The organism is Methylosinus sp. H3A (genome assembly GCF_015709455.1).
GTDB lineage: Bacteria > Pseudomonadota > Alphaproteobacteria > Rhizobiales > Beijerinckiaceae > Methylosinus.
On record NZ_JADNQW010000005.1, the window covers coordinates 1,159,083 to 1,180,488 of the forward strand.

Here is a 21,406-nt window from a genome sequence, read left to right on the forward strand (position 1 = left end):
CCCGCTATTGCCGCCGCGAGATCGATCGCGTCGAGATCGGCGCGATCGACGGTTTCGATCTCAGCGGCCGGCGCAGGAGCCCTTGGCGCTGCAGGAGGCCTTGTGTCCCTTATTGTGCTTGCAGACGCCCTTTTTGGACATGCACTTCGTCTTACCGCCGCACTGGCCTTTTTCCATATTGCAGACATGTTTGGAATGCTTGGCGGAGGCCTGCGTCGAAACGCCGCCAGCGAGCGCCAGCGCGATCGCCGCCGCGGCGATGGTCGAGCCCGAAACGATCTTGGACTTCATATTTTCTTCTCCCATTTCCGCCCTCCGCCCGCAGGCGAAAAGCGCGACCCGGGCCTCCCCAGGCCCGCCGCGACCATAACACTCGCCGAATGATTTGAAAGGGCGCCTCCTTTCCGCCCCGCCCGCCGTTGCGAGCGTGGTTGACAGCTCAGCCGCAGCTTTCCATTCTCCGTTTCGCCGCCCGGCGGAGACGGAGAAATAAGCGTGCGAGGAGATTTGTGCCGCATGGTAGAAAATTCATTTTGATCGGCGCAGCCTTGGCCTGCGGCTTTACGGCGCTGCTCTCCTCGCCGTCGCAGCCCCGCGCGCAGGAGGAGCCTCTCTACGAGCCGCTCGTCGACCGCGACGCCCGCGGCTTCAAGGAAGGGAAATACGCCAAGGATCTCGCCTTCTGCCGCAATCGCGCTCTGCCGCAGGAGCGCGCGGCGCGCGCCGGCGCGAGCCAGGCGGCGGGCGGCGCCGCGCTGGCGACAGCCGGCAATATCGCCCGCTACGTGCCGGCGCCGGGCTGGGGCGCGGCGCAGGGCCTGTGGGCGGGCGGCAGCGCTGCCGAGGCGGTCGGCTCGGCAGCGGCCGGACAAGGCGCCGCGACGGCGGAGCAGGCGATGCAGGACTATATTCTCGTCGTCAGCGCCTGCCTCGAGCGCCGCGGTTATTTGCTGCTGCGCTAGATCGTTTCCAGCCGAAGTGTAGAGCGATCTGAACGCTCTAATCACGCAGCCGGGCGATGAGGCTCGACGTGTCCCAGCGTCGGCCTCCCATGCCCTCCACTTCCGCATAGAACTGATCGACGAGCGCTGCGACGGGCAGGCTCGCGCCATTGCGACGCGCCTCGGCGAAGCAGATGCCGAGATCCTTGCGCATCCATTCGACGGCGAAGCCGAACTCGAATTCGCCGGCGAGCATGGTCTTGTGGCGGTTCTCCATCTGCCAGGACTGCGCCGCGCCATTCTTGATGAGATCGACGACCGCCGCAGCGTCGAGCCCGGCGCGGGTGGCGAAATCCAACGCCTCGGCGAGGCCCTGGACGAGGCCGGCGATGCAGATCTGATTGACCATTTTGGTGAGTTGGCCGGCGCCGGAGGGCCCCATCAGCCGGCAGGCGCGCGCATAAGCCGCGATGACCGGCTCGACGCGCGCGAAATCCGCGGCGTCGCCGCCGCACATCACCGTCAGCGCGCCATTCTCGGCGCCCGATTGGCCGCCGGAGACGGGCGCGTCGAGAAAGCCGAAGCCTCCCGCCTTGGCGCGCGCATGGAGGTCGCGCGCGACCTCCGCCGAGGCGGTGGTGTGGTCGACGAACACGGCGCCCGGCTTCAGCGAATGGAAGGCGCCGTCCTCGCCGATCGTCACTTGGCGCAGATCGTCGTCATTGCCGACGCAGGAGAAGACGAAGTCCGCGCCCTCGGCGGCGAGGCGGGGCGTCGGCGCCGTCTTCGCGCCGAATTGCGCGGCGAAACGCGCGGCCTTTTCGGCGGTGCGATTATAGACGACGACCTTATGTCCCCCGCGCGCGACGAGATGGCCGGCCATCGGATAGCCCATCACGCCCAATCCGATGAAGGCGACATTGAGATCGGTCATAACTCGGTCCTCTGCGGGTGAATCGCTCGGCGGGGAAAGCAAGGCCGGGGCCGGCCGCCCGCCGCTAGAGTCTTTCCGTGTTTCATCGAAACACGGAAAGACTCTAACTTTTATTTTGACGCGTTTCCAACGCCGAACCGGCGTCCACTTCGGCTGGAAACGCTAGCGTATGTCGAAATCGAAATATTTGGCGCGGATCGTTCGATAGCTTCCATCGGCGACGATCGCCTCGAGCGCCGCGTCGATCGCGCGCTTCAGCGCGGCGTCGCCCTTGCGCAGGCCATAGCCGAAGCCGGCGCCGAAATAGGCCGCGTCCTGCGGCAGATCGGCGACGATGCGGCAGCAGCGCCCTTCCTTGCGCTCGCGCAGAAAATCGACGGCGGCGAGCTTCTCCTCCGCGACGACGTCGACGCGCCCTTCGGCGAGATCGAGCATGGCGGCTTCCAGCGTGGCGTAGCGCTGGACCTCGCTCTCCTTGAATTTGTCCTCCACATAGGCCTGCTGCGGCCCATCGGCGACGACGCCGATGCGCGCGCCCTGCAGCGCCTTCGGCTCCGCGCTGGCGAGCGCCGACTGCCGCTGCGCGATCAGCGCGGACGGCGTATGCGCGTAAGGCTTGGAGAAGTCGATTTTGCGCAGACGATCCTCGTTGATCTCCATGGCCGAGACGACGACGTTATATTGCCGGTTCTCGAGCCCGGAGACGAGACTCTCCCAATCCTGGGTGACGAAAACGCAGTCGGCGTCGATCCGCCGGCAGATTTCGCGCGTCAGCTCGATCTCGAAACCGGCGAGCTGATTATTTGCGTCGAGATAGTTGAAGGGCGGGCGCGCGCCTTCGCTGGCGATGCGCAGGCGCATGGGCTCGGCTGCGGCCGGCGCGATAAGGAGGGCGAACGCCGCCGCAGCGAAGGCGAGGCGCCGCATCATCCCCCGGTCGTGCTCATATGCCGCGCGACCGCCGGCGCCCGGGAGGCGCGGTCGATGATGAAATCATGCCCCTTGGGCTTGCGGGCGATCGCCTCGTCTATGGCCGCATGGAGCGAGGCGTCGCTGGCGTCGGCGCGCATCGGCGCGCGCAGATCGGCCGCGTCCTCCTGGCCGAGGCACATGAACAGCGTGCCGGTGCATGTCACGCGCACCCGATTGCAGGATTCGCAGAAATTATGCGAGAGCGGCGTGATGAAGCCGACCCGTCCGCCCGTCTCGGCGACGCGCATGTAGCGGGCCGGACCGCCGCTGCGATAGTCGATCTCTTGGAGCGTGAAGCGCTCGGCGAGCCGCTCGCGCACTTGGCTGAGCGGGATATATTGATCGACGCGCTCGCCGCCGTCGATCTCGCCGAGCGGCATCACCTCGATGAAGGTCATGTCCATGCCGCGCTCATGGGCAAAGCGCGTTAGCGCGACGAACTCGTCCTCGTTCACGCCCTTCAGCGCCACGGCGTTGAGCTTCACGTCGAGGCCGGCGCGCAGCGCCGCTCCCACGCCCGCGAGCACGCGTTCATGGTCGCCCGTGCGCGTCAATTGTCGGAAACGCTCCGCATCGAGCGTATCGAGCGAGACATTGACGCGCTTGACGCCGCAATCGGCCAGCGCCTGCGCGAAGCGCTCAAGCTGCGAGCCATTGGTGGTCAGCGTCAGCTCGTCGAGCCGCCCGGAGACGAGATGGCGGGAGAGGCGCTCGAACAGGGAGAGAATGTCGCGCCGCATCAAGGGCTCGCCGCCGGTGATGCGCAGCTTGCGCGTGCCGCGCTCGACGAAGGCCGTGCAGAGCCGATCGAGCTCCTCCAGCGTCAGCAGATCGCGGCGGGGCAAAAATTGCATGTGCTCGGACATGCAGTAGACGCAGCGGAAATCGCAACGATCCGTCACCGAGACGCGCAGATAGGAAATGGCCCGTCCGAACGGGTCGAGGAGCGGCGCTGGGGCCGTCGGATCATAGGCGATTTTCGGATGCGGATTCATACAGTCGACCGTTTGCGGCGCCCCGTCCGGCGTATAGGGCCCCGAGAGGGTTCAGCCTATATATTGACGGAAAGGCCGCGCGTGAAGCCCCGAGTGACGAGCCGAGAGGGGCGGACGGGCGACGAGCGGAATGGGAGAGAGGAAAATGGCCGACACGGATATTTGGCCGAGCGAGATACGCCTCATGGACGAGGGGCGCAAGCTCAGGGTGAGCTTCGAGAATGGGGCGAGCTTTGATCTTTCGGCCGAGCATTTGAGGGTGCGCAGTCCCTCGGCCGAGGTGCAGGGCCATTCGCCGGAAGAGCGCAAGACGGTGGGCGGCAAGCGCAATGTGGCCATAATCGGGGTGGCGCCGGTCGGCCATTACGCCGTGCGGCTCGATTTCGACGATCTGCACAACACCGGCATCTACACCTGGCCCTATCTCCACGAGCTCGGCGTCGGCGGCGAGACGGATTTCAACGCCTATCTGGGCGAGCTCGCCGAGAAGGGCCTGAATCGCGATTCCCCCGGAGAACGATAAAAAAAGCGCGCCGAGCCCGTTTCGGGCGCTCGGCGCGCGTTTTTTGGGTGAATCGAAGGATCAGCGCGTCACGATGACCCGTGCGCCCACGCGCACGCGCTCATAGAGATCGACGACATCCTCATTGGTCATGCGGATGCAGCCGGAGGAAACGGCCTGGCCGATGGTCTCGGGCTCGTTGGAGCCGTGGATGCGGTAGAGCGAGCCGCCGAGATACATGGCGCGCGCGCCGAGCGGATTGGTGAGCCCGCCCTGCATGTGGCGCGGCAGATCGGGGCGACGGCGCAGCATTTGCGCCGGCGGCGTCCAAGCCGGCCATTCGCGCTTGCTGGAGACGACGCGCGTGCCGGTCCATTCGAAGCCCGGACGGCCGACGCCGACGCCATAGCGGATCGCCTGATTATTGCCGAGAACATAATAGAGACGCCGTTCATTGGTCGAAACGACGATGGTCCCCGGCGAATAGCCGCCGGGATAGGACACGATCTCGCGGGCGACGGCCGTCGCCTGCGGCCGGACGTCGGCCGGCTGTCCACGCGGACTCAAATCGAACAATCCGGCCAAGGCCCCTGTTTCGTATGCAGACCCGGCCGAGCAACCCATGAATAAAATGCACAGAGCAACTGCGATACGCCGCATGAGCTTCCCCCATTCGCCTCAGTGACAACAATCGAGCGGCCGCGGCCGCCGGAGCGACCGCGTTGCGAGGCCGGAGTTCGATCCGGCGTCGTTTCTTCGCACGCTCTCGCTCGAGGCGAAAGCGCGCGGAATTGATCTTATAAAGAATCGGCGCGACGAAGCGGCCGCGACGCGGCTGGCGGCCTATGGGCGCGCCAACCTCGCGGCGCGCCTTCGTCGTCGAGGGTCAGCGGCCTCCGCGGCGGCGGCGCTGTTGGCCGAGGCCCATTTGCTTGGCGAGCGTGGAGCGCGCCTTGGCGTAATTGGGGGCGACCATCGGATAGTCGGCCGCAAGACCCCATTTCTCGCGATATTCTTCCGGCGAGAGGCCGTATTGCGTGCGCAGATGGCGCTTGAGCGACTTGAACTTCTTGCCGTCTTCCAGGCAGATGATGAAGTCGTTGGTGACAGACTTGCGCACCGAAATAGCGGGCTTGGGCGCTTCGATCGGCTCGGCGACCACGCCGGAGCCGACACGCATCAGCGCGCCATAGACTTCGTTGATGAGACCCGGGAGATCGCCGGCCGGGACCGAATTATTGCTCACATAGGCGGAAACGATGTCTGCCGCGAGTTCGATGTTGTTCGTCGATGTCATCTCTTCACTCTTCACTTTCTCGTTTCGGCGCCGGAATTCCTTACGGGGCGGCGCGGCCGAAGGGGCGGAGCTCGGCATACTCGGGGGCGAGCAAGTCTGCGCCGTATCGACCGCAAAGACATTGTCGGGTATACATCAATGCTCTACCCCCCGCAACTAAATCGTAACGAAGTTCCACTAAATCTGGGCATAAATATTTGCCGCGACTGCTACGTAGAACTACGGGCCGAAATCGAGCGGCGACCGACATCCGCGTTTGACTTGGGCCATGCGGATCCCTGCGCGACATGAAAGGAACCGGCGGCTTTTCGGCAGAAGAGCGGACCCAATTCATGTCTCGCGGCGAAGTCGAGCGCAGCGTCTGCGCGCAAATTATGCTCTCTCAACCGCCAGTCGACTCTTCGAACTCCACTTCGGCGCGTAGATTGTCCAGATCACGGCCGATCGTCGCCACCGCCATTCTGCGATCTCGGCAGAAATAAGTCACGACGCAATCTTTTCTTTCGAGGCTGCCGGCGATTTCGATGCGATCCCAGGCGCGGGCGTGCCCGACATAAGAAATCGTCATGTCGTAATGCCGGCTCCAGAAGAAGGGCGGCGCTTCGAAACGCTCCTTCGCGCCGAGCATGTTGCGCGCCGCGGTTTGGGCTTGGCGCTCGGCCGTGACGAAATGCTCGATCCTGATCCGCTCGCCGCTGCGGCGATCCGGCCAGCGGGCGATGTCGCCGGCGGCGAAGACCCCGGCCGCGCTGGTTTCGAGATATTCGTCGACGAGCACGCCGCCATCCATCGCGAGACCGGCCTCCTCGGCGAGCGTCGCGACCGGGCGAACGCCGACGCCGACGACGACGAGATCGGCGCCGATCTCGGTTCCGCTCGCGAGCGCGACATGATCCTCGCCGATCGAGGCGACGCTCTCGCCGAGATGGAAGACGACCCCATGCGCTTCATGCTCCGCGCGCACGAGTCGTCCAATGTCTTCGCCGAGCGTCTTCTGCATGGGCGTCGCATCCGGCGCGACGACATGCACATCGAGCCCGCGCTCGCGCAGCGCGGCCGCCGCCTCGAGGCCGATGAAGCTCGCCCCGATCACCGCGACGCGGGATGCGCGCGCGGCCGCCGCGATGATCGCGCGGCTGTCGGCGAGGCTGCGCAGATAATGGACATGCGGCAGCTCTGCGCCTGGAATGGGGGGCCGAACCGGCTCGGCGCCCGTGGCGAGCAGAAGCGCGTCATAGCGCAGCGGCTCGCCCTGCGCGAGGGACACGAGGCGGGCGCGCGGATCGATCGCGCGCACGCGCGTTCCGAGCAGCAGCTCGATGCGCCGATGCTCGTAATAGTCGCGCGGACGCAGCGGCAGCCAGTCCTCGGGCGCCGAGCCGGCGAGATAATCCTTCGACAGATTGGGCCGGTCATAGGGCGCGGCGTCGTCGGCGCTGACGATGATGAGCGAGCCGGAATAGCCTTCCTCCCTCAACTCATGGGCGGCGACGAGACCTGCCGCGCCGCCGCCGACGATGACGACGCGTCCGAGCGTCGGCGGAACCTGCGCCCGGGCGCGGTCGTCCGGATCGATCTTTTCGGTCGCGAACAGAAGATCGCCGCGCTTCTGCGTGCGCCAACAGGGAATGGGATCGAGCGCAGGCGCCCGCAACGCTCGCCCATCGCGCAGGCTGAAGCAGGCGTGGTGCCAGGGACAGCGGATCGTGTCGGCGACGACGAGGCCGTCCGCCAGCGGGCCCTGATAATGGGTGCAGACCGCTCCGACCAGGAAGAATTCGTCGCCTCGCCGAATGAGCAGCGCCGACTCGGCGCCGACGCGGCCAGCAAGGACGCCGCCATCGGCCAAATCGGCGACGGTGACGCCGAGCGAGAAATCGGGGCCCTCGGCCGCCGTTGCGCCCTCGCCCATGATTCGGCCTCGAAGGATTCACGAACGCGCGCCGCGCGGGGGCGCCGCATGCCATTTAGATAGGCGGGCTTGCGCCGACAAGGTCGCGACGCGCGAAACCTATCCGGCGCAGCCGCGCTCGCGGGCGCCGCGCAAATGCCGCGCGACGATCGTCTCGGCCTCTGCGAGATCGGCGAAGACGGCGCCTTCGAGCGGAGCCAGCGCCGTCGAAGCGCCGCAGAATCTCTTGCATTCGCCCTCGGTCACGAGAAGCCCGACGGCGATCTGATCGACGAATACGAAATCGACATTGCTCGTCATGCTGTCCCTCGAGAGCGGTCAGAGCGAATCCGGCGCGAATGCTAGGAGCGCCACGCTATAAGTCAACAAAATTAGTGGAATATTCGAGCCCGTGACCGCGAAAGAGCGGACGCCGCGAGAGCGCCCTCTATATGGCGAAGGAGGAGCCACGAGCGCTGACGTGACAGACGAGGATGCGACGTCATGGATGGAGCCCAGATTCTCCGACTGCTGTTTCTGTTGATCGTCGCCAATGGCGCGCCCATCCTCGGCAAGCGGCTCCTCGGCGCGGCCTTCGCCCGTCCGGTCGACGGCGGCGCGCGCTTTCTCGACGGAAGGCCGCTTTTCGGCGCGGCGAAGACCTGGCGCGGGCTGCTTCTGGCCGTCCTCGCCGCGGCCCTCTGCGCGCCGCTCGTCGGGCTGCCGCTTTCGCTGGGCGCGCGGCTCGGAGCCTTCGCCATGGCGGGCGATCTCTTCTCGAGCTTCGTCAAGCGGCGATTGGGTCTCGCCACGAGCAGCCGCGCGCCCGGCCTCGATCAGATTCCCGAAGCGTTGGTTCCGCTTCTCGCCATCGCCTCCCCTGCGGCGCTCGGCGCGGCGGAGATCGTCATCGTCACCGCATTGTTCTTTTTCGGCTCGCAGGCGCTCTCGCGGCTGATGTTCGATCTTCGCGTGCGCGAGCGCCCGTTCTGACCTCCGGGACAAATCGGCCGAATATTCGAGACTTTTTTGAAATGAAGCGCACGGGGCCGCCGCCTATGTTGGCGGAGGATTCTCGATCTATTGGATAGACTGTGTCCGCCACCGCCGCCTTCTCATGGGCCCGTCGCGCCCAAATCCTCGCCATTCTGCCGCTCTGCCTCGCCGCCGCATCGCCGGCCGCCGCCGCGGATATCGATCGCGGCCGCTATCTCGTCGAGGCGCTGACCGCCTGCGACAATTGCCACACGCCGCGCGGCCCCGACGGCTATCAGCGGGAAAAGCGCTTTTCGGGCGGCTCGCAGACCTTCAAGGGCGAGAACTACAGCGTGCGCGGGCCGAATATCTCCTCCGACGAGGCGACGGGAGTCGGGGCCTGGAGCGACGACCTTCTGACCGCGGCGATCGTCGCCGGCGTCGGGCCCGAGGGGCGGCTCGCGCCGGCCATGCCCTCCGAATATTATCGCATATTGACCGCGCGCGATCGCGCGGCGGTCATCGGCTTTCTGCGCGCGGCGCCGCCCGTCGAGGCCGCGCGGCCCGCCCAGCGCCGTGACGGCGAGCAGAAGGCCTCGAGCTTCCCCGGCGCCGAGACGCCATTCGAGGAGAAAGACCTCGCCGATCCGCTGCGGCGCGGCTTCTATATCGCGACGCTGGCACGCTGCATGGAATGCCACAGCGGCGAAACCAATGGCGCGCTCGATCACAAGGAGAAGCTCGGCGCCGGCGGCAAGCTGTTCCGCACGCCGGCGGGAACGGCTGTCGGCGCCAATATCACACAGCATCGGACGGCGGGCGTCGGCGCCTGGAGCGATGCGGAAATCGAGGCCGCGATCACCAGAGGCGTCGGCCGCGACGGCAATCCGCTGAAGCCCACCATGGCCAATCTGTCCAAGGCGCATTTCTCGAAAATGTCGCGCGAGGATACCGATGCGCTCATCGCCTGGCTGCGCACGATCCCGCCGCGCGAGGGGCCCTAGAGCGCTTGCCGATCGATCAGAACGCCACTCTGAGCCTAGCGCCGAAGCAATCCAGGAGCCGCCCCACTCCACTGCTCCGCCCGCAAAGACGGCCTCACGATGACGACCTCCGCGGCATGGATGGAAATCGGCGCGCGCTTTGCTACGCTCGGCGCGACGAAAGAGGACGAAACCGCGACCATGGCGCTGACGATTCGCCGACTCACGCCCGCCGATGCGGCGGAGTTCCACGCACTGCGGCAGGAAGGCTTCCGCCTGCACGAGCGTGAGTTCCGCTTTGCGCCGGAGGACGAGGCGCATTTTGCGACGCCGGAGGTCGCGGCGCGGCTGGCGCGCGATTTCGTCGTCGGCGCCTTCGATGGCGAGACGCTCGTCGGCGTCGCCGGGCTCGCGGGTTTCGCCGGCGCGAAGACGAAGCACAAGACGTTGCTATGGGGAATGTATCTGCGCGAGCGACACAGAGGCGAGGGCGGCGCCGACGCGCTGATGGCCGCGCTGATGGAGCACGCGCGCACAAACTACGAGATCGTCACGCTGACAGTGATGCGCGACAATGGCAGGGCGTTGCGCTTCTACGAACGTTGGGGATTTACGATCTATGGCGTCGAGCCGGCGTCCGTGAAGACGGCGGACGGCCTCTATCTCGACGAAGCGCTCATGGCGCGTCGACTCGGTTGAGCCGCCATATTGCCGCAAAGCGGGGAAGGGCATAGGTTCGAGATATGTTCGAGAGCAGATTCCAGAGCTTCACCGACGACGCCAGCGCGCAGGACAGCGCCGAGCGCCTCGCCGCCCTGCGCGCCGAGCTCGCGCGCCGTAAAGTCGATGGCTTCATCGCGCCCCGCGCCGACGAGCATCAGAACGAATATGTGCCGAAATCGGCCGAGCGCCTCGCCTGGCTCACCGGCTTCACCGGCTCGGCCGGCGTCGTCGTCGTGCTCGCAGACAAAGCCGCGCTCTTCGTCGACGGCCGCTATACGCTGCAGGCGCCCGAGCAGGTCGACACGAAACGCGTCGCCGTATTGGACATAGCGCAGACCTCGCCCGCGCGCTGGCTCGCCGAAAAGGCGAAGACAGGCGCGCGTATCGGCTATGACCCTTGGGTGCATACGCCCGCGCAGATCGAGCGTTACGCCAAGGCGCTGGAGGCCAAGGGCGTCACGCTGGTCGCGCTCGACGACAACCCCATAGACGCGGTGTGGAGCGATCGTCCCGAGCCGCCCTGTGGGGCGATCTCGCTCTATCCGCCACGGCTCGCGGGCGTCGCCGCCAAGACGAAGATCGCACGCGTGCGCAAGGCGCTGGGCGAGGCGGACGCTCTGCTCGTCTCCGATCCGCATGCGCTGGCCTGGCTCTTCAATCTGCGCGGCGCCGATGTGGCGCATACGCCCATCGCGCTCGGCTTCGCGCTTCTGCCGAAGGACGGCCGGCCGCTTCTTTATATCGATCCCGCCAAGCTCTCGGCGAAGACGAGAGCCGGCCTGGAGGGCCTCGCCGACATATGCGAGGCTGCGGAGGTCGTCGACGATCTCTCCGCCGCCGGCGCGCGAGGAATGACGATTTTGTTCGATTCGGCGACCGCGCCGGCGAAGCTCGTCGATCTCTTCCGCGAGGCGGGCGGACGCCAAAAGCTCGGCGAAGACCCGATCGCGCTGCTGAAGGCGGTCAAGAACGACATAGAGCTCGACGGCGCGCGCGCCGCGCATTTGCGCGACGGCGTCGCGCTGACGCGCTTCCTCGCCTGGTTCGCCGAGACGGCGCCCAAGGGCAGACTCACGGAAATCTCGGCCGCTCAGGCGCTGGAGACCTTCCGCCGCGAGAGCGGCGAGCTGCGCGATCTCTCCTTCCCCACCATCTCGGCCTTCGGCCCGCACGCCGCCATTCCGCATTACCGCGTGACCGAGGCCAGCGATCTGCGCATTGCGCGCGGCTGCTATCTCGTCGATTCCGGCGCGCAATATCTCGACGGCACCACGGATGTGACGCGCACCATCGGCGTCGGCCGTCCGTCCAAGCAATTGCGCGAGCATTTCACCCGCGTGCTGCAGGGCCATATCGGCGTCGCCCGCGCGGTGTTTCCCGTCGGCGTCAGCGGCGCGCAGCTCGACGCTTTCGCGCGGCGCTCCCTGTGGGAGGCGGGGCTCGATTTCGACCATGGAACCGGCCATGGCGTCGGCGCCTATCTCTCCGTGCATGAGGGGCCGCAGCGCATATCGAAGCTCGGCGCGACGCCCTTGCAGCCGGGCATGATCCTCTCCGACGAGCCGGGCTATTACCGCGCCGGCGAATATGGCATTCGCCTCGAGAATCTGATCGTGGTGGAGAAGCGCGAGATCGAAGGCGCCGAGCGCGAGATGCTCGGCTTCGAGACGCTCACCCTCGCGCCCTTCGATCTCGCGCTCGTCGAGCCGAAGCTCTTGAGCGTCGAGGAGACGCGCTGGCTGAACGCCTATCATGCGCGGGTGCGCGCGGAATTGTCGCCGCATCTCGACGCCAAGACGCGCAAATGGCTGACACAGGCGACGCGGCGGCTGTAACGCGCATCTTCCGCTGCGCCCCCTCCCTCACTATCGCGGGAGAGGGGGCGGCCGGCGTTACGCGAAATCTCGATGAAGCGCGGAATCTGCTCCCTCCCCCGCTTTGCGGACGCTGCGCGGGAGAGGGAACTACCCGCCTCAATCGCCCTTGCCGGCGAGGCGCGGCGACAGGATCTTGCTCACGAGGCAATGGGTGCCGTCGGTCGGGTCTTCGGTGCGGCGCGGACGCTTGGCCTTGCATTCGGCTTGGTCGGCGGGGTTTTTCACGCCATAGAAGGCGTTGATGATCGCCTGCTCCTGCTCGTGATCGAAGGCGTGCGTCTGGCCGAACATCACATATTGAAAGACCAGCGGCTGCGTCTTCGGCACGAAGGCGACGAAGTCGGCGGCCTCCTTCAAACTGCCCGCCGCACAGCCGCGGTAGGCAGCCGGACGCTGATATTTGAATCCCGCGGGCGTCGATTTGCCGGAGAGCGCATAAGTGTAGCAGGCGCGCGGCTTCGACATCTGACAATAATAATGAATCGCAATGTCCGACCAGTCGGTCGGCGCATAATTCGTCTTCAGGCAATCGGCCGTATATTGATAGCCCTGATCCGTGTGCTTGGGCTCGCCGGCGCGACGGCTGCCGTAAATATCGGCGCTCTGGTTCATCGCCGCGAGGATCGCCGCGCCGGGCAGCGACAGGCCTGCGGCCGCGGCGTTGGGGACGTAATTGCTGTAGGGCTGAGCCGGAATATTCTTGGCGGCGACGAGCTTGTCGATCTCCTCCTGGGTCGGAACGGCGATCCAATCGGCGACCGGCTTCGACGTCGAGACGCCGATCCCGAGCTTCTCGAGCGTCGCGGGATCGAGCGCGCCGCTCTGCGGCAGGCCCGACTTCTGCTGGAAGCCGGTGATCGCCGCCGCCGTCTTCGTCCCGGCCACGCCGTCCAACGTTCCCGGATCGAAACCCTGCGAGACGAGTTTCGACTGCGCCGCCTGAGTGACGGGATTATAGGGGCCCGCGAGGCTCGCAGCGCCGACGGACGAAGCCAAAACGATCCCGAGCGCCGCAGCGGCGGCGCGCATGACGATGCGCATTACAAACTCCCTTCGAGAAAATATCACGTCGAAACAAGCGACGGTCGAGATTCATATCACCCGCAGGCGAGCCGCCAAGACGTTTTTCTTCCCGGTTCGCCTCAGGAGAGGAGATCGACGCGCGGCCGCTGGATCGGTTCCTGAATCCATGGCCCGTCATTGGCCGCTTTATTGACGTCCGGGCCGATCTCGAAAAATTCGAGCGCGTCGTCGGGCGCCGGGACGAGCAGCCGCCAGGCCGCTTCGGCTGCATATTCGTCGAGGCTCAACCACAGATCGAAATCGCGCGGCGCGAGGATCGCCGGCATTCGGTCGTGAATGGCGACCGTCGCGCCATTGGCGGAGACGGTGAGTATGCAGGCGGTGTCGACCTCGCTCCCGTCCTTGCCGATCCATGTCTCATAAAGACCAGCCAGGGCCAGCGGCGTTCCATCGACGTGGTGGAAAAGATAGGGCCGGCTCGCCCGCGCGCGGCCTTTCGCGCCATCGCGCCGCCATTCGTAATAAGCGTCGGCGATGAAGAGGCAGCGGCGCCGTTTCATCGCGGCGCGAAAACTCGGCTTTTCGGGCGCGCTCTCGGCGCGGGCGTTGACGATGAGCGGAAAGCTCGCCGGATCTTTCACGAAGCCCGGCAGAAAGCCCCAGCGGACGAGCTGGAATCGCCGCGCCTCGCCGCCGCGCGGATCGCGCTCCTGCCGCACGATCGGGACCGGCTGCGTCGGCGCTATATTATAGCGCGGCGGAAAATTCGGCTGATCCGCATAGCCGAAATAGTCTCTCACCGCCTGTGGCGGCAGGGTGACGGCGTATCTCCCGCACATGATTTCCTTCGATTCTCCTATCCTCTCGGCGCCGCGAAACCGCGGAAATCGCGCGCATTCTCGGAATCGTCGTGCAGAGCTGGAAAGAGATTCTTATCAATTGAAGCCCATATTGGACCCAGCATATCGGGATTTCCTATGACGGCTGACGCGCAATTCGCAACGCTCGATCAAGTCGACGGCAATCGGGCGCCGAATCAATTTTCCGCCACCAAGCCGCTGATCAGTCCGGTTTCCGGACTGGCCAACGACTATCTCAATCTGTTCAACGAGCTCGTGATGATGCTGGAGCAGCTGCCCCACATGCCCGAGCTCATCGACGATCTGCTGGCCTGGCGCCCGGTGACCTACCAGGAATATTTCGAGCGATCGCAGCTTCCTGGCCGGCACTCCGCCCTCGCCGCCTATGAAAAGGTGAGCCCGGACTTCAAGCGTCGCTTCGAAGCCTATGTCGCGGAGCTCGACACCATCGCCGTCGCCAGCGTCGCCGCGGTCCGCCTGCAATATCGCACCGGCGCGCCGCAGAACTTCGACCGTCTCGCCGGCACATGCGCGCGCGCCGGCGAAAAAATGCGCGCCATATTGTTGCGGGCGTCGCGTCTGGTGAACTACGCCAGATTGTCCGACGACTGAAATCAGGAAGCCGCTTCCGTCACGCCCGCGAAAAACGCCTCGAGCCGCGCGCGCGTCTCCCGCATCGACAGCGCCGCGGCGAAGAGCGCCGCCTCCTCCTCGAGCCTTGCGGCGACGGCCGCCGTATCGCCCCGCAGCAGCCGCCGCGTCGCGGCGAGGGCGGCGCGCGGCTTGGCGGCGAGCTTGCGGGCCGCGTCCAGCGCCATCTCCTCCACCTCGTCGAAACCGGCGACGGCGTTGACGACGCCGAGGCGCAGCGCCTCGCTCGCCCCGAAGCTCTCGCAGAGCAGCATGAATTCCGTCGCCTTGACGAGGCCGATGCGCTGCGGGACGAGCAAGGTCGAGGCCGCCTCCGGAATGACGCCGAGATCGACGAAAGGCATTTTGAAGCGCGCGCCATGCGAGGCGTAGACGAGATCGCAATGGAACAGCATCGTCACGCCGACGCCGACCGCGTCGCCGACGACAGCCGCGACGATCGGCGTCTGCAGCGCCGCCAGCGCGCGGACGAAGCGCAGCGCCGGGAACTCGTGCAGATTGTCGAGCGGCCGCCGGAAATCCTCGAGATCATTGCCGGCGGTGAAATCGCCGCCAGCGCTGGAAACCACGATCGAGCGAATGTCCTCGTCGGCGTCGGCCTGCGCGAAAGCCGAGATCATCGCCTCGTACATGGGCTTGTTGATCGCGTTTCGCTTGGCCGGCCGATCGATGACGATCCGCATGAGCGGACCGTCTCGGCGCACGACAATTCCGGCGTCCTGCATGAGCATCTCTCACATATTGCGAGCGCCGCCGCTCGTGTTCAGTCCCCGCCGGACGACAGGAGCGCCAGTCCGGCGGCGATGGAGTCGCCGCCTCCGACGACGGCCTGCGCCAGCCCCTCCGCCGCCACGGCGAGATTATCGGCGAAGAATCGCGCCATGACGACTCGGTTCTGCGCCGCGGCTTGCGTGGCGCCGGCGCGATGCGCCGCGAGCGCCCCGGCGCCGAGCAGAGTGACGCCGCGCGCGAGCGCGAACAAGCGCAGATAGGGCGTCGCTCCGGCGAGAGTCTCGAGGCCGCGCGGATCGACCGCCGCGGACAGAAAATCCGTCGCCCGCTCGAAAGCGTCGACCGCCGCCGCGGCGCGCTGCGCCATATTGACGAAAACGGCGTCATCGCTCGCCGCCAGCGCCTCTATGTCGTCGCGCATCTCGTCGATCTCCCGCCACACGGCCGCGCCTTTGGAGAGGCGCAGCTTGCGGGTGACGAGATCGATCGCCTGAATGCCGTTCGTTCCCTCATAGATCGGCGTGATGCGCGCATCGCGCAGCAATTGCGCGGCGCCGGTCTCCTCTATGAAGCCCATGCCGCCATGGACCTGCACGCCGAGCGAGGCGACCTCGACGCCTATGTCGGTGGAATAGGCCTTGGCGAGCGGCGTCAACAGGCCGGCGCGCTCCTGCGCCGCCTGCGCCGCCGCGCCCTCGAGCCGCCGGGCGCGATCCATCGCCGCCGCGGTGAGATAGCAGATCGCCCGCGCGGCGGCGGTCTTGGCCTTCATCGTCATCAACATGCGCGCGACATCGGGATGCTCGACGATCGGCGCCGGATCGGGCCCTGTCGCGCAGGCCCGGCCCTGGCGGCGCTCACGGGCGTAGGCGAGCGCCGTCTGCGTCGCCCGCTCGGCCAGGCCGACGCCCTGCAGCCCGACAGAGAGCCGGGCGTTGTTCATCATGGTGAACATGCAGGCGAGGCCCTCATTCTCGCCGCCGACGAGAAAGGCGACCGCGCCGCCGCTCTCGCCATAGGCCATCGTGCAGGTCGGCGAGCCATGGACGCCGAGCTTGTGCTCGACGCCGACGCAGCGGACATCATTGCGCTCGGCGGGACGCCCGTCCGGACCCGGCAGGAATTTCGGCGCCAGGAACAGGGAAATTCCGCGTGTGCCGGCGGGCGCGTCGGGAAGCCTCGCCAGAACCAGATGGACGATATTCTCGGCGAGATCGTGCTCGCCATAGGTGATGAAGATCTTCTGCCCGAACAGCCGATAGGAGCCGTCGCCGGCGGGCTCGGCGCGGGCGCGCAGATGCGCGAGATCGGAGCCGGCCTGCGGCTCGGTGAGATTCATCGTCGCCGTCCATTCGCCGGAGATCATCTTCGGCAGATAGACGGATTTCAGCGTCTCGCTCGCGTGGATATCCATCGCCTCTATCGCGCCCTGGCCGAGCAGCGGACAGAGCGCGAAGGAGATGTTGGCCGCGTTCCAAATCTCCGTGCAGGCGGCGGCGAGCAGCAAGGGCAGCCCCATGCCGCCGTGGGCGGACGGGGCCGCGAGCGCGTTCCAGCCGCCCTCGACCCAGAGCGCATAGGCCTCGCGCCAGCCGGGCGCGGTCGCGACCGCGCCGTCCGAGAGGGTCACGCCGCTGCGGTCGCCGATGCGATCGAGCGGCAGCAGCGCCGTCTCGGCGAATTTGGCCGCTTGCCGAAGCGTCGCCGCGGCGGTCGCCTCGTCGAGATCGGCATAGAGCCCGCCCGGCTCGAACGCCGCCCGGCCAGCCGCCCGCCGCATGGCGAAGAGCAGATCGTCGAGAGGCGCACGATAGGGCATAGAGGGCTCCAGGAAAGAATCGCTCCCTTATTTTAGCGCCGCCGCAGCGCTATTCCACCGACAGGAGCGACGAATCGCGCTCACCCTGCGGCGCTCGCGCAAATCTTGTTTTCAGCCGAGCGCGCAGCCTTCCCGACCGAGCCCGATCGCTCGTCGAGAAGCGCCTCGACCAGCTCGATCGCTCGAGACCGCTCCGCCCGCAGCTCCGCCCCGAACAGGCGCGCCTGGCCCTGAATGTAGGAATCTCTTTCTGGAAAAGCGCTCTCGTAGAGCGGGATGAAGGGCAAGTCGTGCGCGAGCGCGAATCGACGACATTCGGGCGTTCCGAGATAAATAATCTCGTGCCCCCTGTTTCGAAGATCGCGCGCCAGCTTCAATGTGCAGACGACCGAAGCCGCGATCGGCCAGACGAAAAAAACGGTCCGAGCCATTTTTTGGCCCTCTCTTCGGACGGAGGCGCGACAATGAGCTTCGCGTGAAGACGCGGGCCGCGCGGCGCGGCCGCTTCGGCCTTCGCCCGGCCGCAGCGATAAAATCCTCTTCGGACGCTCCGGCCTTCGTGGTAGCAATGCGTCGGAGCCCCGAACGACCGCGAGGAGACATCATCATGCCTCATGTTCGAATTCTGGCCGGCGTCGCATTGGCGCTGATCTCGACGGGCGCGCTCGCCGCATCGTCGCAGAAGGCGAAACGCGCATCCGCCCCACCCTCGGAAGAAGGCTATTACGTCCCCTTCGTCACCACGCCCGGCGGCGAGAAACGCCATGTGATGGATGTCCCCGGCAGCGTGACCGTCGTGTCCCGCAAATTCATGGACGACATTCAGGCGACGACAGTGGGCGACGCGCTGCGCTTCGTCCCTGGTGTGCAGGTGATCGGCCGCTGATCGCGAGCGACCACTCGAATAGGTAAAATTGCGCAGACCTTCGGCTACGTACATTAAATTCCCCCCTCTACAACGTTTCTCGTCTCGAAAAACTGACAGACGGGAGCAAGGTTTTGTCACTGGCCCTTTCCAGCCTCTTCTACAGCCTGCCCGCGGTGCCGAGCGTCGAGCGTCGGCCGACGGCGCCCGAGGTCGCCGCGAGCAACGCGCAGAACACGCAGGTTTCTCCCCGGGCCTCGGACGTCGATGCTTCGGAAACCGACACGGGAAAGGGACAAGACCCTTATGCGCAGATCGACGCGCTGCTCTCGAGCCTGCGTGATCTCACGCTCGGCGGCGCGAAGCTCGACAGCGCCTCCACCACGTCGCAAGCGAATGCGGCCTATGCCGCCTATGCGCGAGGCTAGAGTCATTCCGGTTGACTCTAGATCTCCTTGCTCTGTCGTGTTTTCTTCACGCGAACCAGTTCCCACTTCGCTCGAAAACACTAGCGTTTCCAGCCGAAGTGGGCGCCGGTTCGGCAACGCGTCAAAGCAAAAGACTCGAGGCGCGCTCAGCGCCCCCCGGCCTTCGCCTTCAGCTCATAGAGCGCGGCCAGCGCCTCGCGCGGCGTGAGCGCGTCGGGATCGATCGTCGCCAGCGCGGCGCGCAATTCGTCCTTCGGCGATGCGCTCGTCCCGACATGGGTCGTAACATGAGCGAAAAGCGGCAGATCGTCGATGAGCTTCTCCACCGGCGCGCGGCGGTCCGCCGCCTCGAGCTCCGCGAGAATCGCATGCGCCCGCGCCACCACGCTCGCCGGAAGCCCCGCGAGCTCGGCGACATGCACGCCATAAGAGCGATCGGCCGCGCCTTTCGTCACCTCGTGCAGGAACACCACCTCGCCCGCGTGATCCTTCACCTTCATGGTGAGATTGACGAGCCGGCCCATGCGCTTCGTCAATTGCGTCAGCTCGTGGAAATGCGTCGCGAACAGCGCGCGCGAACGATTGACCTCGTGCAAATGCTCGATCGTCGCCCAAGCGATGGAGAGCCCGTCGAATGTCGCCGTGCCGCGGCCGATCTCGTCCAGAATGACGAGCGAGCGAGGGCCGGCGCAATTCAATATGGCCGCCGTCTCCACCATCTCCACCATGAAGGTGGAGCGCCCACGCGCGAGATCATCCGCCGCGCCGACGCGCGAGAACAGCCGATCCACGGCCCCTAACCGCGCGCTCTTGGCCGGCACGAAAGAGCCCGCCTGAGCGAGAATGGCGATGAGCGCATTTTGCCGCAGATAGGTGGATTTGCCGGCCATATTGGGGCCGGTGACGACGGCGATTCTGCCGGCGCGCGCGTCGCCGAGATCGCAATCATTGGCCGCGAAAACTTTGCCCTGCGCTTCCAGCGAGGCCTCGACGACCGGATGGCGTCCGCCGACGATCTCGAAATCGAGCGAGGCGTCGACATGAGGCCGTGTCCAGTCGCGCCTCGCCGCGAGCTCGCCCAGCGCCGCGAAGACATCGAGCGCGGCGAAGGCTTCCGCCAATCGCTGCAGCTCCTGCGCGCGCGAGAGAACGGCGCCCGCCAATTCCTCGAACAGCGCCAGCTCGCGCTCCTGCGCGCGATCGGCGGCGGAGGCGATCTTCGCCTCGAGCTCGGCGAGCTCGCGCGTCGAGAAACGCATGGCGTCCTGCATCGTCTGGCGATGCGTGAACAGCGTGTCGAAGGGCGGACGCAGCAGCTTCTCGCCCTGCGCCTGCGGAACCTCGATGAAGAAGCCCAGAAAGTTGTTGTGCTTGATCTTGAGCTGCTTCGTTTCGGCCAGCTCGACATAGCGCTGCTGCAAGGAGGCGATGACGCGCCGGCTCTCGTCGCGCAGCGCGCGCGCTTCGTCGAGCTCGGCGTCGAAGCCTTGCGCGATAAAGTTTCCCGCGCGCTTGTCGAGCGGCGGATCGGAGGCGAGCCGCGCTTCTATGGCGCGCTCCAATTCGCCATCGCCGGCGGCGAGCTCTACGATTTCCCGCGCCACGAGCGTCGCCGGCTCATGCGCGGCGAAGGCGGCGACGATCTCCCGCGCCGCCACGAGCGCCGCGCGAATATTGCCGAGGTCGCGCGGGCCGCCGCGCTGCAACGACAGGCGCGAGAGCGCCCGCGCCACATCCGGCGCGCGGGCGAGCAGAGCGCGCAATCGCGCGCGCAGCTCCGGCTCGGCGACGAAGAAGGAGACAGCGTCGTGCCGCTCGGCGATCGGCGCCGGCTCGGTGGCGGGCGCGGCGATGCGCTCGGCCAGCAGGCGCGCGCCGGCGGGCGTCGCGGTCATGTCGATCGTCGCCAGCAGCGAGCCGTCGCGCCCGCCCTTCAGCGTGCGCGTCAGCTCGAGGTTCACGCGCGTCGCCGCGTCTATCTCCAGCGTCGCGCTGCGGCGCAGGCTGGAGGGGCGCCGCAGCGCCGGGCGCTTTCCCTTTTGCGTGCGCTCGACATAGAGGATGGCCGCGGCCGCCGCCGCGATCTCCGCCTGCCCGAGCGCGCCCAACCCATCGAGCGTCGCGACGGAGAAAAAATCGAGCAGCCGCCGCTCCGCGCTCTCGCCCTCGCCGGCGTCGCGGCCGAACGGCGTCAGCGGCGCGTCGAGATGCTCGAGACGCCCAGCGAGACTGGCGTCGGCGCAGAGCGCCTCCGCCGCGACGATCTCACGCGGCTCGAGCCGCGCCAATTCGCCCACGAGCTCCGCCTCGCCGACCTCGGCGACATCGAAGGCGCCGGTGGAGATATCGACGCAGGCGAGGCCGTAGCGCCAGCCGCCATCGCCCACGCGCAGCCGCGCGAGCGCCGCGAAAGCATTGGGGCGCGAGGGATCGAGAAGCTGCTCCTCGGTGATGGTGCCGGGGGTGACGAGACGCACGACATCGCGCTTGACGACCGATTTATTGCCACGCTTGCGCGCCTCGGCCGGATCCTCCATCTGCTCGCAGACGGCGACGCGATGGCCGAGCGCGATGAGCTTTTGCAGATAATCATCGGCGCGCTCCACCGGCACGCCGCACATTGGGATGTCCGCACCCAGATGCTTGCCGCGCTTGGTGAGCATGATGCCGAGCGCCCGCGAGGCGGTCTCGGCGTCCTCGAAGAACAGCTCGTAGAAATCGCCCATGCGATAAAACAGCAGGCAATCGGGATTGGCCGCCTTGATCTCTATATATTGCGCCATCATCGGCGTCGGCCGGGCGGCCTTGTCGTCGGGAGCGGGCGACGTTTTGTCCATGGGCAGCTTCGCGCTCATCCTGTCTTTGTGGCTCTTTTCACCCACAAAGACACGAAGGACACAAAAAGCAAAGCGCCGTCGGCCTCGATCGCCGCTCGAAA

The 21,406-nt window shown here is 66.5% G+C and carries 23 protein-coding genes; 9 read left to right on the forward strand and 14 right to left on the reverse strand.

Annotation, left to right across the window (positions count from 1 at the left end; translation table 11 throughout):
* Nucleotides 1–60 precede the first annotated feature (60 nt).
* Nucleotides 61–291, reverse strand: a complete 231-nt coding sequence (locus IY145_RS08530; protein WP_196407816.1) for a hypothetical protein — start codon at nt 289–291, stop codon at nt 61–63.
* Between the two features lie 242 nt (nt 292–533).
* On the opposite strand from IY145_RS08530, the gene IY145_RS08535 reads away from it, so the two are divergent.
* Nucleotides 534–962: a hypothetical protein gene (locus IY145_RS08535; protein ID WP_196407817.1), complete on the forward strand. Its 429-nt coding sequence runs from the start codon at nt 534–536 to the stop codon at nt 960–962.
* 37 nt (nt 963–999) lie between these two features.
* Here IY145_RS08535 and IY145_RS08540 read toward each other — a convergent pair whose 3' ends face one another.
* The 3 genes from IY145_RS08540 to moaA form a co-directional block, all read right to left on the reverse strand.
* Entirely contained in the window at nt 1,000–1,875 is an 876-nt protein-coding gene (locus IY145_RS08540; protein ID WP_196407818.1) for an NAD(P)-dependent oxidoreductase, read from the reverse strand.
* Nucleotides 1,876–2,037: 162 nt separating this feature from the next.
* Nucleotides 2,038–2,805 (reverse strand): transporter substrate-binding domain-containing protein, encoded by a 768-nt coding sequence (locus tag IY145_RS08545; protein ID WP_196407819.1) that lies wholly within the window; start codon nt 2,803–2,805, stop codon nt 2,038–2,040.
* The gene (gene moaA, locus IY145_RS08550; protein WP_196407820.1) at nt 2,802–3,842 is read right to left on the reverse strand and encodes a GTP 3',8-cyclase MoaA; all 1,041 of its coding nucleotides are present in this window, start codon (nt 3,840–3,842) and stop codon (nt 2,802–2,804) included. The genes IY145_RS08545 and moaA overlap by 4 nt, the downstream gene beginning before the upstream one ends.
* Before the next feature lie 145 nt (nt 3,843–3,987).
* Between moaA and IY145_RS08555 the strand changes: the two genes are divergently transcribed.
* Complete coding sequence (locus tag IY145_RS08555; RefSeq protein WP_196407821.1) at nt 3,988–4,365, forward strand: gamma-butyrobetaine hydroxylase-like domain-containing protein; 378 nt, start codon at nt 3,988–3,990, stop codon at nt 4,363–4,365.
* A 60-nt stretch (nt 4,366–4,425) separates the two neighbouring features.
* On the opposite strand, the gene IY145_RS08560 is transcribed toward IY145_RS08555, so the two are convergent.
* The 4 genes from IY145_RS08560 to IY145_RS08575 all read right to left on the reverse strand — a co-directional run bounded on the left by IY145_RS08560 (nt 4,426) and on the right by IY145_RS08575 (nt 7,853).
* Entirely contained in the window at nt 4,426–5,004 is a 579-nt protein-coding gene (locus IY145_RS08560; RefSeq protein WP_409455299.1) for a L,D-transpeptidase, read from the reverse strand.
* 226 nt (nt 5,005–5,230) lie between these two features.
* Nucleotides 5,231–5,641 carry a MucR family transcriptional regulator gene (locus IY145_RS08565; protein ID WP_196407822.1) on the reverse strand — a complete coding sequence of 137 codons (411 nt, stop codon included), beginning with the start codon at nt 5,639–5,641 and terminating at the stop codon, nt 5,231–5,233.
* 382 nt (nt 5,642–6,023) lie between these two features.
* Entirely contained in the window at nt 6,024–7,553 is a 1,530-nt protein-coding gene (locus IY145_RS08570; protein ID WP_196407823.1) for an FAD-dependent oxidoreductase, read from the reverse strand.
* Nucleotides 7,554–7,652: 99 nt separating this feature from the next.
* Nucleotides 7,653–7,853 (reverse strand): hypothetical protein, encoded by a 201-nt coding sequence (locus IY145_RS08575; protein WP_196407824.1) that lies wholly within the window; start codon nt 7,851–7,853, stop codon nt 7,653–7,655.
* 183 nt (nt 7,854–8,036) lie between these two features.
* Here IY145_RS08575 and IY145_RS08580 point away from each other — a divergent pair, with 183 nt between their 5' ends.
* The 4 genes from IY145_RS08580 (at nt 8,037) to IY145_RS08595 (ending at nt 12,048) form a co-directional block, all read left to right on the forward strand.
* Entirely contained in the window at nt 8,037–8,525 is a 489-nt protein-coding gene (locus IY145_RS08580; protein WP_196407825.1) for a CDP-archaeol synthase, read from the forward strand.
* Between the two features lie 101 nt (nt 8,526–8,626).
* Nucleotides 8,627–9,511 (forward strand): c-type cytochrome, encoded by an 885-nt coding sequence (locus IY145_RS08585; protein WP_312030567.1) that lies wholly within the window; start codon nt 8,627–8,629, stop codon nt 9,509–9,511.
* Nucleotides 9,512–9,610: 99 nt separating this feature from the next.
* Entirely contained in the window at nt 9,611–10,189 is a 579-nt protein-coding gene (locus tag IY145_RS08590) for a GNAT family N-acetyltransferase (protein ID WP_246721870.1), read from the forward strand.
* 44 nt (nt 10,190–10,233) lie between these two features.
* Nucleotides 10,234–12,048: an aminopeptidase P family protein gene (locus IY145_RS08595; protein ID WP_196407826.1), complete on the forward strand. Its 1,815-nt coding sequence runs from the start codon at nt 10,234–10,236 to the stop codon at nt 12,046–12,048.
* A gap of 138 nt (nt 12,049–12,186) precedes the next feature.
* Here the strand turns inward: IY145_RS08595 and IY145_RS08600 are convergent, their stop codons facing one another.
* Complete coding sequence (locus IY145_RS08600; protein ID WP_196407827.1) at nt 12,187–13,131, reverse strand: peptidoglycan-binding protein; 945 nt, start codon at nt 13,129–13,131, stop codon at nt 12,187–12,189.
* A gap of 101 nt (nt 13,132–13,232) precedes the next feature.
* Nucleotides 13,233–13,952: an SOS response-associated peptidase gene (locus IY145_RS08605; protein ID WP_196407828.1), complete on the reverse strand. Its 720-nt coding sequence runs from the start codon at nt 13,950–13,952 to the stop codon at nt 13,233–13,235.
* A gap of 138 nt (nt 13,953–14,090) precedes the next feature.
* On the opposite strand from IY145_RS08605, the gene IY145_RS08610 reads away from it, so the two are divergent.
* Nucleotides 14,091–14,585: a hypothetical protein gene (locus IY145_RS08610; RefSeq protein WP_196407829.1), complete on the forward strand. Its 495-nt coding sequence runs from the start codon at nt 14,091–14,093 to the stop codon at nt 14,583–14,585.
* Between the two features lie 2 nt (nt 14,586–14,587).
* On the opposite strand, the gene IY145_RS08615 is transcribed toward IY145_RS08610, so the two are convergent.
* From IY145_RS08615 to IY145_RS08625, 3 genes are all read right to left on the reverse strand, one after another.
* The gene (locus IY145_RS08615) at nt 14,588–15,349 is read right to left on the reverse strand and encodes an enoyl-CoA hydratase-related protein (protein WP_196407830.1); all 762 of its coding nucleotides are present in this window, start codon (nt 15,347–15,349) and stop codon (nt 14,588–14,590) included.
* Nucleotides 15,350–15,387: 38 nt separating this feature from the next.
* Nucleotides 15,388–17,175, reverse strand: a complete 1,788-nt coding sequence (locus IY145_RS08620; protein ID WP_196407831.1) for an acyl-CoA dehydrogenase — start codon at nt 17,173–17,175, stop codon at nt 15,388–15,390.
* An 80-nt stretch (nt 17,176–17,255) separates the two neighbouring features.
* Nucleotides 17,256–17,606 (reverse strand): hypothetical protein, encoded by a 351-nt coding sequence (locus tag IY145_RS08625; RefSeq protein ID WP_196407832.1) that lies wholly within the window; start codon nt 17,604–17,606, stop codon nt 17,256–17,258.
* Between the two features lie 176 nt (nt 17,607–17,782).
* On the opposite strand from IY145_RS08625, the gene IY145_RS08630 reads away from it, so the two are divergent.
* Nucleotides 17,783–18,061, forward strand: a complete 279-nt coding sequence (locus IY145_RS08630; RefSeq protein WP_196407833.1) for a TonB-dependent receptor plug domain-containing protein — start codon at nt 17,783–17,785, stop codon at nt 18,059–18,061.
* Between the two features lie 113 nt (nt 18,062–18,174).
* Complete coding sequence (locus IY145_RS08635; RefSeq protein WP_196407834.1) at nt 18,175–18,468, forward strand: hypothetical protein; 294 nt, start codon at nt 18,175–18,177, stop codon at nt 18,466–18,468.
* 146 nt (nt 18,469–18,614) lie between these two features.
* Here IY145_RS08635 and mutS read toward each other — a convergent pair whose 3' ends face one another.
* On the reverse strand, nt 18,615–21,305 hold the full coding sequence (gene mutS / locus IY145_RS08640) for a DNA mismatch repair protein MutS (RefSeq protein WP_196407835.1): 2,691 nt from the start codon (nt 21,303–21,305) through the stop codon (nt 18,615–18,617).
* Nucleotides 21,306–21,406: the final 101 nt, after the last annotated feature.

What these genes read in the sequence shown, in the direction of transcription:
- IY145_RS08530 (WP_196407816.1), bottom strand. Translation starts at nt 291, where the DNA reads ATGAAGTCCAAGATCGTTTCGGGCTCGACCATCGCCGCGGCGGCGATC.
- IY145_RS08540 (WP_196407818.1), bottom strand. Translation starts at nt 1,875, where the DNA reads ATGACCGATCTCAATGTCGCCTTCATCGGATTGGGCGTGATGGGCTAT.
- IY145_RS08545 (WP_196407819.1), bottom strand. Translation starts at nt 2,805, where the DNA reads ATGATGCGGCGCCTCGCCTTCGCTGCGGCGGCGTTCGCCCTCCTTATC.
- moaA (WP_196407820.1), bottom strand. Translation starts at nt 3,842, where the DNA reads ATGAATCCGCATCCGAAAATCGCCTATGATCCGACGGCCCCAGCGCCG.
- IY145_RS08555 (WP_196407821.1), top strand. Translation starts at nt 3,988, where the DNA reads ATGGCCGACACGGATATTTGGCCGAGCGAGATACGCCTCATGGACGAG.
- IY145_RS08560 (WP_409455299.1), bottom strand. Translation starts at nt 5,004, where the DNA reads ATGCGGCGTATCGCAGTTGCTCTGTGCATTTTATTCATGGGTTGCTCG.
- IY145_RS08565 (WP_196407822.1), bottom strand. Translation starts at nt 5,641, where the DNA reads ATGACATCGACGAACAACATCGAACTCGCGGCAGACATCGTTTCCGCC.
- IY145_RS08570 (WP_196407823.1), bottom strand. Translation starts at nt 7,553, where the DNA reads ATGGGCGAGGGCGCAACGGCGGCCGAGGGCCCCGATTTCTCGCTCGGC.
- IY145_RS08575 (WP_196407824.1), bottom strand. Translation starts at nt 7,853, where the DNA reads ATGACGAGCAATGTCGATTTCGTATTCGTCGATCAGATCGCCGTCGGG.
- IY145_RS08580 (WP_196407825.1), top strand. Translation starts at nt 8,037, where the DNA reads ATGGATGGAGCCCAGATTCTCCGACTGCTGTTTCTGTTGATCGTCGCC.
- IY145_RS08590 (WP_246721870.1), top strand. Translation starts at nt 9,611, where the DNA reads ATGACGACCTCCGCGGCATGGATGGAAATCGGCGCGCGCTTTGCTACG.
- IY145_RS08595 (WP_196407826.1), top strand. Translation starts at nt 10,234, where the DNA reads ATGTTCGAGAGCAGATTCCAGAGCTTCACCGACGACGCCAGCGCGCAG.
- IY145_RS08600 (WP_196407827.1), bottom strand. Translation starts at nt 13,131, where the DNA reads ATGCGCATCGTCATGCGCGCCGCCGCTGCGGCGCTCGGGATCGTTTTG.
- IY145_RS08605 (WP_196407828.1), bottom strand. Translation starts at nt 13,952, where the DNA reads ATGTGCGGGAGATACGCCGTCACCCTGCCGCCACAGGCGGTGAGAGAC.
- IY145_RS08610 (WP_196407829.1), top strand. Translation starts at nt 14,091, where the DNA reads ATGACGGCTGACGCGCAATTCGCAACGCTCGATCAAGTCGACGGCAAT.
- IY145_RS08615 (WP_196407830.1), bottom strand. Translation starts at nt 15,349, where the DNA reads ATGCAGGACGCCGGAATTGTCGTGCGCCGAGACGGTCCGCTCATGCGG.
- IY145_RS08620 (WP_196407831.1), bottom strand. Translation starts at nt 17,175, where the DNA reads ATGCCCTATCGTGCGCCTCTCGACGATCTGCTCTTCGCCATGCGGCGG.
- IY145_RS08625 (WP_196407832.1), bottom strand. Translation starts at nt 17,606, where the DNA reads ATGGCTCGGACCGTTTTTTTCGTCTGGCCGATCGCGGCTTCGGTCGTC.
- IY145_RS08630 (WP_196407833.1), top strand. Translation starts at nt 17,783, where the DNA reads ATGCCTCATGTTCGAATTCTGGCCGGCGTCGCATTGGCGCTGATCTCG.
- mutS (WP_196407835.1), bottom strand. Translation starts at nt 21,305, where the DNA reads ATGGACAAAACGTCGCCCGCTCCCGACGACAAGGCCGCCCGGCCGACG.